We start from the raw sequence: 9,518 nt of genomic DNA on the forward strand, positions 1-9,518 counted from the left end.
CCACCACCACTCACCGTTGAGCCTCCTTCTCCCGAGCGCGGGAGAAGGAGGTCTGGGGGATGAGGGCCGTTTTCCCTCGGTTGACGACCGGGGGAAAGACTTGCCTCGGGCAACAAGCGGGGGCGTTCCTACCACCCGATTTCCATCACTGGCTTTGAAAAAGCCCCGCCATGACCCCCTGATACGCTTGGGCATTGGTCGGGCCTGTGCTATACTACGCCCGGCCCGGCCGATACAGACGCGGGAGCACGCATGATGGGATGGATTGCTCGTTTGCGCCGCTTACGTCACAAGCGTTCCGATATCGCCCGCTCTTGGGAGGGGGACCCCTTCGTCGCCTTGAGCGACCCTCACCCCCGGCGGCGGTGGGAGGCAGCCAGCGTCCTGGGACAACACCCCATGCCTACGCGGGCAGCTGAGGCGCTGGTGCGCGCCCTGGGCGACCCCGAGCCGTTCGTTCGCTGGCAGGCCGGGCGGTCCCTCCTGGACCTCCCCGAGCATGAGGCGCTACGCGCCCTGCGCGATGCGCTGAACGACGCGTCGCCCGTCCGGCGGGCGGCCGCGGCCGAGGCACTGGGAGAAGCCCCCTGGCGACAGGCTCTCCCCCTCCTGATCGAGGCGCTATCCGACCAGGACGCCGGCGTACGCGTGGCGGCCGCGCTGTCCCTGGGCCGGATCGGGCGGGTGGAGGTCATCGAGCCTCTTGCGACGCGCATGGAACAAGAGCCCTCGCCGGGCGTGCGCTGGGCGCTCGTGCGAGCGCTGGGGATGGTCGGCGTCCCCGCGGGGGCGGAGCCGTTGCAACAATGCCTGACGCGAGACGGCGAGGAGGCGCCCGTGCGACGCAGCGCCGCGTGGGCCCTGGGACAACTGAGCTGGGACCCGGCCGTCGTGGACGGGCTCCTGACGGCGCTGGACGATCCGGACCCGCAGGTGCGATGGCACGCCTGCCTGGGGCTGGGAAACATCGCCCAGACCGCCCTCCGCTCCCGGAACACGGATCGAGAGCTCCTGGAGCGGGTGCAGGAGGCGCTGGCCCGCCGGAGAGAGGATGGAGCCGACGCCGGGCAGGGCCTGGTCGGCGAGGCGGCGTCCCAGGCATTGGCGCAGATCCATGCGGGCCTGTGGAGGCGCCGAAAGCGCTAACCTCTCAGCCGGGCGCGGATCCCTGAAAACAGGTATCCCCCCATACCCAACACGCGGAGTTGAGACCAACATTGGCCTATCGTCGAATCGAGGTCGGGAAGGCGATCGTCCACATCGTGGATGACGGTCAGGTGTGGATGGACGCTGGCGGGCTGTTCGGGCTGGTCCCCAAGCGGCTATGGAGTCGTGTAACGGAGGCCGATCCCGAGAATCGGGTCCCCATACCGCTGCGCTGTCTGCTCATCGAATCCCAGGGGAAGCGCATCCTGGTCGACACGGGATATGGGGACAAGATGACCCCGCGGGTGCGTGAGATCCTGGGGCTGCGCCCGGACGACCGCGACCGCCTGGTGCGGTCGCTGGCCGAGGCGGGGTTCGGGGTGGACGATGTGGATATCGTGCTGAACACCCATCTCCACGCCGACCACTGCGGGGGGAATACCCGTCAGAGAGAAGACTCCGAGATGCCGGAGCCCACCTTCCCCAGAGCCGCCTACTGGATCCAGCGGCTGGAGCTGGCGGACGCCTCCTTTCCCAACGAGCGCACGCGCGGCACCTACTTCGCCGAGAACTTCCAGCCGCTCGCCCAGACGGGCCAGCTGCACGTCATCGACGGAGATGTGCAGGTCACCGACGAGGTGCGAACATGGGTCACCCCCGGCCACACACGCGCTCACCAATGCGTGATCATCGAGAGCCACGGTGAGGCCGCCATCTTTCTGGCCGACGCGATCTCGTGGGCCGTCCACCTGGAGCGGCTGGCGTGGGTGCCCGCTTATGACGTCGAGCCGCTGGTAAGCATCCAGACCAAGAAGCAGATCATCGCCTGGGCGATGCGCCATCGAGCCCGGCTGATCTTTCAACATGATCCTCGTGTGGATGTGGCGCATCTGGTCAAGTCGGGCGATCGATATCAGGTCGTCCCGCAGCCCGCGTGATCCTCTAGTCGGCCGGGGCCTCCCGGTTCGCCCACCACAGCACCCCTCCCCCCACCAGCGCCAGCAGAGCCAGCGCGATCAGCTTGTATATTCGCGGCCCCAGGACGAGCGCCAATATCCCAAACCCCGCGGAGAAGAGGTAGTACCCGGCCACGATCGCCCGGGGGGATAGCCCCCGATCCACCAGACGGAAGTGGAGATGGTCCCGGGCTCCCCGGGTCAGACGCCTTCCATGCCTCCAGCGGCGCCAGATCAGCCACGCGACATCCAGGATGGGCAATCCCATGACCAGCAGCACCGTGGCCACCTTGGCGCCGCTGATGATGCCCAGCGCGGCCAACGCGTATCCCAATACGTAGGCCCCCGCGCTTCCCATGAACACGCGGGCGGGGTAGAAGTTGAACGGAAGGAACCCCAGCGTGGCGCCCAGCAGGGCCAACGGCTGGAGCACAACGCTATACTGCCCCTCGCGATACATGTGGAGGGCCAGCAGCGCGCACAGGATGGCGGCCACGCCGGCCGCGAGCCCGTCCAACCCATCCAGCCAGTTCACCGTGTTCATCATCCCCATGAACCAGAAGACGGTCACCCCCCACACCAGCGGAGTGGGGAGCCCCTCCGGGCCGAAGAGCAGCCGATTGGTGAGCGGGTTGTTCACGTGCTTGATGTGGATGATGAACGCGATGGCGATCAGGCTGGCGATCAACTGGACGGCGAACTGGGGCAGAGGGCCAAACTCGTAACGATCGTCGACCAGCCCGGCCAGGAAGACGAAGGTGGTCCCCACGAGGAGGCCGGTCAGCCGGGTCATCTCCTTGGGATCCAGACGAGGGGGCAGCCACGCGTCCGGCAACAGGACGGACAGCAGGAGCGCGCCGACGAACGCCAAATACAGCGCGACCCCGCCCAGCCGGGAGACCGTCCCCCGATGCTGTCGGCGCCCCCCGGGACGATCCACGATATCCAGACGGTGCCCAATCCGATCGGCGATGGGGACGCTTAGCGCCGCCAGGGCCAGCGCGGCCACGAAGACGATCAGGTAGGCTGGGTACACGTTTCAGCCACCCTTCGCCGCCATGAGGGGAGAGACACGAGCGCAGGTTGATGAACGGCCGAGCGCCCACGCCGGGCGTGTTGCCGACATGGGCGCTTCGACGGTCGGATCAAGGGTATAAGCGGGTAAGCGTGCGTGGGTAGGCGATGGTCTCCCGCACATGCTCGATGCCGCAGATCCACGCCACCATGCGTTCGACGCCCAGGCCGAACCCTGAGTGAGGCACCGAGCCGTACTTGCGCAGGTCGATGTACCATTTATAGACGTCCTTGGGAAGCTGATGCTTCTCGATGGCCGCGATGAGTTTCTCCAGATCGCTCATGCGCTCCGACCCGCCCGTGATCTCGCCATACCCCTCAGGGGCCAGGAGATCTACGCTACGGCACACCTCGGGGCGATCCGGCTCCGGCTCCATGTAGAACGCCTTGGCCTCCGTCGGGTAATGATGGACGAACACCGGGCGGTCGAACTGCATGGCGATGAACGTCTCGTGCGGAGCGCCGAAATCGTCGCCCCACGTGATCGGGGGCAGCGGCTCGTCGCTCGGAGGCACCACCTGTCCCTTGGCCGCAGCCTCGTTGATCATCTCCACGGCCTCATCATAGGAGATGCGGGGGAAAGGAGGCTGCACGTTCTCCAGGGAGGACAGGTCACGCTGTAGAACCTTCAGTTCATTTGCCCGATTCCGCAGCACCCTCTGGATCACGTCGCTGATGAGCTGCTCCTCGATCTCCATCAGCTCATCGAGCTGGCAGAAGGCGATCTCCGGCTCCACCATCCAGAACTCCTGGAGGTGTCGGCGGGTCTTCGACTTCTCCGCCCGAAACGTGGGCCCAAAACAGTATACCTTGCCGAACGCGAAGATATTGGCCTCGTTGTAGAGCTGTCCCGATTGGGTCAGGAACGCCGGCGTCCCATGATAGTCGGTGGGGAAGAGCGTGCTGGTCCCCTCCACCGCGGCCGGGGTGAGGATCGGCGTATCCACCAGCAGGAAACCATGGTCGTCCAGCCAGTTTCGGATGGCCTTGATGATCTCCGCCCGGACGCGCAGGATGGCCCACTGACGGCTAGAGCGAATCCACAGATGTCGGTGATCCAAAAGGAACTCAACACCGTGCTCCTTGGGCGCGATCGGGTAATCCTGAGCGAACTGGATCACCTCCAGATCCTGGACGTCCAGCTCGTAGCCGCCCGGAACCCCCGGCGCCCGATCGTCCTGGCGTACGGTGCCGGTGACGATCAGCGATGACTCCTGTGTCAGCTTTCGGGCGTTCTGGAACGCCTCCGGGCTCACGTTCCGCTTGAAGACGACAGCCTGGGCGATGCCCGTGCCATCCCGTACCTGGAGGAATTGCAGCCGGCCCTTGTCCGTCCTATGGTACAGCCAGCCGCGCAGGACGACCTCCTCCCCCACATGCTGAGCGATGTCCTCGATTCGTATGATCTTAGCCACGGAATCCCCCTATTCCTGCGGTGTCAAAGCGGCCTCGGGCCGCTTTGCAGGCAATCGCGTGATGCGCACCCTCTCGATCTTAGGGCCCTTCATCTCCAGAATGGTGAAGCTAAGGTCCCGCCAGCGGACTTCCTCGCCCTCCTGCGGGATACGTCGCAGCAGATACAACAGGAATCCGGCCAAGGTCTCGTAATCCGGCGATTCCGGCAACTGCAACCCCAGCTCAGCGTTCACCTCGTCGACCCGAAGCATGGCGTCCACCTCGAAGGTCCCCTGGCCGAGCGCCTCCACCTCGGGCTCCTCCTGAACCCACTCGTCGCTCACCCGGCCGACGATCTCCTCCGCCAGCTCCTCGATGGTGACCAATCCGGCCGTCCCCCCGTACTCGTCGATGACGATGGCCATCTGGGTCCGGGTGCGACGCATCTCCTGGAACAGATCCCCGACCCGGCGACTCTCCGGCACCATCAACACCGGCCGGATCAGCCCCAGCTCCGCCAGCGGCCGCGATCGGGGCACCTCCTGGTGGGACATGAGCATCAACACGTCCTTAATGGAAATCAACCCCACGACGTGATCCAGATCGCCGTCATACACCGGGAACCGGGAGTGCTGATGTTGGGTGAAGGTGGACAGCAGATCGCTCAATGTGGCCGTGCGCTCGATGGCAACGATCTCCGTGCGCGGGATCATGACCTCCCGCACGTAGCGATCGCTGAATTCGAACACCCGCACCAACATCTCCTCCTCTTCCTCCTCCAGGATGCCGCTCTCCTGGGACTCCCGGACGAGGATCTTCAGTTCGTCCACGGTGTATACGCCATGCTGTGAGGTCACCCCCGCAACCCCCAACAGCCGCAGCACGGCGGCCGTCGACTGATCCAGCGCCCAGATAAAGGGGCGGAAGACGATGTAGAAGACGTTGAGGGGCGGCGCGACCCACATGGCGGTCTGCTCGGGATAGCGAATGGCCAGGATCTTGGGGGCCTGCTCCCCCAAGACGATGTGCAGAGACGTGACCAGGGTAAAGGAGGTGATGGTGCCGACGGTCAAGGCGGCGGTCTCACTCCACCGCCCCAGGAGCGCCTGAAGCGGCGGCTCGATCAAGGCCGCAATGGTGACATCCCCAATCCACCCCAACGCAAGAGAGGCCATGGTGATCCCCAGCTGGGCGGCCGCGATGTAGGCATCGGTATGTTCCATCATATGCTTGACCAGCCGGGCGGAGCGTTGCCCCTGGGCGATCATCTGGTCTATGCGCGCACGTCGTGAGGTGACCAGGGCAAACTCGACCATGACGAAGAAGCCGTTCGCGGCCACCAACGCCATCACGGCCAACAAACGGGTCAGGATAAAGCCTGCCGTTACCGCATGCGTCTCCATCAGTTCACAATCGCCTTGACCTCAACGGACGCCCCGGAGCGCCCGCATCCAGGTCACTCATCAAAGAGGAAAGTGGGCTCGCTATAGAACCGGATGGCGTTGGCCGCCATTCGTTCCAACAGCCAGTCATGCAGCCAGGCGCGCTTCTGCTCCAGAGGCCAATCCGCCTCCAAGACCGACAAGGGGATATTGATCCGCAACGCCCGATTGGGGATGATATGCCGGGTGATGCCGCTGGGCACCTTCTCCCCCTCCCGGGCCAGCGCGATGATATCCGCCGGGCGATAACGAGGGAAGACGACCAGGGCGGTGATGTCCGGGTAGTATGGGGCCTGCTTCTCATAGACGTCGTTGGAGGCCCGGTAGATATTGGCCCGTCCCTTGTACGCCCTGACCAGGTCATTGAGCAGGCGGATATCGGCCAGCCGATCCCGATCGCCGTCGCCCACCCGGTAGACGGTATCTTCAAAGACGATATAGGCGGCCGCATCGCCGACCGCCAGAGCCTGACGGGCCTCATGCAACGTGGAAGGGATCAGCCTCAGACCGGTCACCTCCTCCAGCGCGGCCATGAACGCCTGGCGGGACATCCCCGTGACGACGTGGTACCACGTATGCAGCTCCACCCCCGGATCATCGTAGCTGACTACCTGAGCCACCACGTGCGGGATCCCCAACGCGCGTAACGCCAGCGTCCGATTGGCGCCGTCCAACACCACGAAGCGATCGGACAGGGGGATCGGGGCCACGACCGGAGGGTTCTTCAGCCTTCCATCCTCCCGCAGCTTCCGCTGCAGGCTCTCGACCCGGCGGGGATCACCGTGCTCGTGCAGCACCAGATCGGCCACCGGCAGCATCTGCAGGTCAGGCAGAGTCGTGCTATCGCGCAGCATAACCTCCTCAATCGGCCGTGCTCATGGGTCCCGCGATCTCTCTGGCCACGCTAGAACTTCTCGTAGTGGACACGAGAGGGGTCAAACTGGGTGCGCGGCGGCCTTGACTCGGCCGGATGCCCGATGGCGATCAGGTTCAGGGGCGTGATCTCCTCCGGGATGCCGAGGACATCGCGCACGTGAGCCTCGCGCTCCGGCTTGGGATGGACCCCAATCCACACAGATCCCAACCCCAAGGCCGCGGCGGCCAGGAGGATGTTCTCCGTAGCAGCGCTAGTGTCCTGCACCCAATACTCAGATAACGCCGGTTCCCCGCACACGATGATTCCCAGCGGAGCGCGAGTCAAAGGGCTCGCGAACGTGTGGGTGCCGGCCAATCGATCCAACGTGTCCCGATCGCGCACCACGATGAAATGCCATGGCTTCGTATTGCGTGCCGACGGAGCCGCCATCGCAGCCTCCAACAGCGCCTGTACATCGGCGTCGCTCACCGGCTCCGAGGTGAATTCACGGATACTACGTCGAACGAAGATGAAGCGCAACCGCTCATCCATTCGTCTTCGCCTCCTCAAAGGGGGGTTCCTTTCTATCAGCCCTCCATGCCTATGGCGAACATGCTCTCCAGATCATGGCGGGAATACACGCGGAACGCGATGAGGGTCTCCGATCGGATGATGCCCGGCACGCCGCGAATGCGCTCGGTGACCAGATCCGCCAGATCCTCGTTGTCCTTGACGCGGATAATCGCCGCCAAGTCATACCGTCCCGCAATGGAGTAGACCTCGCTCACCCCATCCATGTCCGCCAGCTGCTCGGCGACATCGTTCACCTTATCGCGCTCCACCGTCAAAAGAGAGATCGCGGTGACCATCCGTCCACCTCCGTGTCCACGTGCATTCTTTTGGCCTTCGATTGTTATAATACCAAACCAGGGCAACTACGCAAGTGAGAAGGTGGCGCGTCCTTCGGCACCCTATTCGCATCAACTGAACAGCATGGGCGAGGCCCCCGCCTGTCGCTTTTTCCCTCCACGGGCGGTCGCACCTGAAAGGGGAGGTGCGGAAAAGCTCCTCCGAGCCACCCCAGAGATGCGGGACCACGCTTCCGTATTGCTTAACTTGATACCAATGGGGCGCGTCCTTCGGCAGCCCTTCTCCCGAGTCTGGGAGAGAGGGGCTCATATGAGCGTTTTCCCAAACAAAGCGAGGGAGGCCTCCCATGTGGAGGCCCCCCTCGCCCCTCCATGCCGACAACAGGCGCTATCCCTTCAGGAACTCGTCGATGACAGATTTGCTGATGCGGATCTGACTGCCGATGCGGCGGGCCTTCAGCTCACCGCTCTCGATCAAAGCCATCACGTCCTCTTCAGACACGCGCAGGTAGGCGGCGGCCTCGGCCGGGGTCATCACCTCAGGGGCACCGCTTGGCTGCGCCCCCGCTCCCCGCGATGCCTCCTGTTCCAGCTGCTGGCGGGTCTGCGAGCTCATCGCCTGCGTGATCGCCTGGGCCATGGCGGCGCCCAGCCCGACCCCGGCGCCCAGCCCCATGCCCGCGCTGGCCATACCGCCTCCGGCGCCCTCGTTCGCGGCCGCGTCGCGCATCGCCCGGGCCGCCTGGAACTGCAGATACCGCTGCATATCACCGATGGCGCCCATGCTGGCCCGCTCATCGATCGCCTTGGCCGTCTCCTCGGTGGGGCTGATGGAGTTCACGTAGAACTGCTTCAGGGTGAGCCCCAGCTGCGCGAAGGCGTCCTGGATCTTGGCCTTGACGGCCGCCCCCATCTCATCGAAGTACGCGGGCAGGTCAAACAGCCCCTTTCCGCTCTCCCCCAACAGATCGGTCAGATTCGAGATGATGATGCCGCGCAGGAAGTCCTCGATCTGGCTGGTCTGGTAGATCCCCTGCGTGCCAACGATCTTGGTCACGAACATCTGCGGATCGTTGACCTGCATGGAATACGTGCCGAAGGCGCGCAGGCGCACCAGCCCCAGATCCGGGTCACGCAGGGCGATGGGCTCCGGCGTCCCCCATTTCATGTCCAGGAACTCCCGCATGTTGACGAAGTACACCTCCGCGGTGAAAGGGCTTCGCCCGTCAAAGGCAGCTCCCAGCAGGTTGATGAGCAGGGGAATGTTCGCCGTGGTAATGGTGTGACGGCCGGGTCCGAACGTATCCAGCGCCTTCCCATCCCGATAGAACACGGCCGTCTGGCTTTCACGCACGATCACCTGGGAGCCAATACGGAAGTCCCCCGCCCCGACCTCCGGCACACGCACGACGATGTCGCGTTCCCGCTGATCGGGGGCTTCGATTACGTCAAAGATCCTCGGCATCTCGTCGCCTCCTTTCCCTACCCATGGTCGCTACACAGACGCTCATTGCACGGCGTCTCGCATGGCGTCGCGCCGGCGACGCCATTGCTGATTCAGATCAGAGAGCAGTTGAATCAGATCGCGGACGGCCTGGGGAATGTTCTCCCGATCCTCAATCGCCTGCTCCACAGCGTCCACCTTCGCCTGCAACTCCTCCACACGGCGCACCATCTCCTGATCGAACCGGGCGAGGGCCTCCAACTCGGCCTCTCGCACCTTGCTGGCGTCGAAGAACCCGGCATATCCATACGCCGCCGACCGCACCCGGTCGATGAG

At 64.5% G+C, this 9,518-nt stretch carries 10 protein-coding genes; 2 read left to right on the forward strand and 8 right to left on the reverse strand.

Features of this window, described 5'->3' with window-relative positions; genetic code table 11:
* The first annotated feature begins 252 nt into the window (after window positions 1-252).
* Window positions 253-1,146 (forward strand): HEAT repeat domain-containing protein, encoded by an 894-nt coding sequence (locus tag GXP39_04610; GenBank protein NOZ27320.1) that lies wholly within the window; start codon window positions 253-255, stop codon window positions 1,144-1,146.
* Between the two features lie 71 nt (window positions 1,147-1,217).
* Complete coding sequence (locus tag GXP39_04615) at window positions 1,218-2,084, forward strand: MBL fold metallo-hydrolase (protein NOZ27321.1); 867 nt, start codon at window positions 1,218-1,220, stop codon at window positions 2,082-2,084.
* Between the two features lie 4 nt (window positions 2,085-2,088).
* Here the strand turns inward: GXP39_04615 and GXP39_04620 are convergent, their stop codons facing one another.
* The 8 genes from GXP39_04620 to GXP39_04655 form a co-directional block, all read right to left on the reverse strand.
* Window positions 2,089-3,138: an undecaprenyl/decaprenyl-phosphate alpha-N-acetylglucosaminyl 1-phosphate transferase gene (locus GXP39_04620; GenBank protein NOZ27322.1), complete on the reverse strand. Its 1,050-nt coding sequence runs from the start codon at window positions 3,136-3,138 to the stop codon at window positions 2,089-2,091.
* A gap of 109 nt (window positions 3,139-3,247) precedes the next feature.
* Complete coding sequence (gene asnS, locus GXP39_04625) at window positions 3,248-4,591, reverse strand: asparagine--tRNA ligase (protein NOZ27323.1); 1,344 nt, start codon at window positions 4,589-4,591, stop codon at window positions 3,248-3,250.
* A gap of 9 nt (window positions 4,592-4,600) precedes the next feature.
* On the reverse strand, window positions 4,601-5,974 hold the full coding sequence (locus GXP39_04630) for an HlyC/CorC family transporter (GenBank protein NOZ27324.1): 1,374 nt from the start codon (window positions 5,972-5,974) through the stop codon (window positions 4,601-4,603).
* 53 nt (window positions 5,975-6,027) lie between these two features.
* Window positions 6,028-6,867: a hypothetical protein gene (locus GXP39_04635; GenBank protein NOZ27325.1), complete on the reverse strand. Its 840-nt coding sequence runs from the start codon at window positions 6,865-6,867 to the stop codon at window positions 6,028-6,030.
* Window positions 6,868-6,917: 50 nt separating this feature from the next.
* On the reverse strand, window positions 6,918-7,421 hold the full coding sequence (locus tag GXP39_04640) for a nitroreductase family protein (GenBank protein ID NOZ27326.1): 504 nt from the start codon (window positions 7,419-7,421) through the stop codon (window positions 6,918-6,920).
* Between the two features lie 35 nt (window positions 7,422-7,456).
* Window positions 7,457-7,738, reverse strand: coding sequence for an Lrp/AsnC family transcriptional regulator (locus tag GXP39_04645; GenBank protein ID NOZ27327.1), 282 nt, complete (start codon window positions 7,736-7,738; stop codon window positions 7,457-7,459).
* A 388-nt stretch (window positions 7,739-8,126) separates the two neighbouring features.
* A complete protein-coding gene (locus GXP39_04650) occupies window positions 8,127-9,203 on the reverse strand; it encodes a helix-turn-helix domain-containing protein (protein NOZ27328.1) in 1,077 nt (358 codons plus the stop codon).
* Between the two features lie 42 nt (window positions 9,204-9,245).
* On the reverse strand, window positions 9,246-9,518 hold a 273-nt coding region (locus GXP39_04655; GenBank protein NOZ27329.1), incomplete at its 5' end, for a hypothetical protein.

This window comes from Chloroflexota bacterium, from assembly GCA_013152435.1.
Lineage (GTDB): Bacteria > Chloroflexota > Anaerolineae > DUEN01 > DUEN01 > DUEN01.

Bases quoted from the DNA above. Each gene is read 5' to 3' on its own strand.
- GXP39_04610 (NOZ27320.1), top strand. From the start codon at position 253: ATGATGGGATGGATTGCTCGTTTGCGCCGCTTACGTCACAAGCGTTCC.
- GXP39_04630 (NOZ27324.1), bottom strand. From the start codon at position 5,974: ATGGAGACGCATGCGGTAACGGCAGGCTTTATCCTGACCCGTTTGTTG.
- GXP39_04635 (NOZ27325.1), bottom strand. From the start codon at position 6,867: ATGCTGCGCGATAGCACGACTCTGCCTGACCTGCAGATGCTGCCGGTG.
- GXP39_04640 (NOZ27326.1), bottom strand. From the start codon at position 7,421: ATGGATGAGCGGTTGCGCTTCATCTTCGTTCGACGTAGTATCCGTGAA.
- GXP39_04645 (NOZ27327.1), bottom strand. From the start codon at position 7,738: ATGGTCACCGCGATCTCTCTTTTGACGGTGGAGCGCGATAAGGTGAAC.
- GXP39_04650 (NOZ27328.1), bottom strand. From the start codon at position 9,203: ATGCCGAGGATCTTTGACGTAATCGAAGCCCCCGATCAGCGGGAACGC.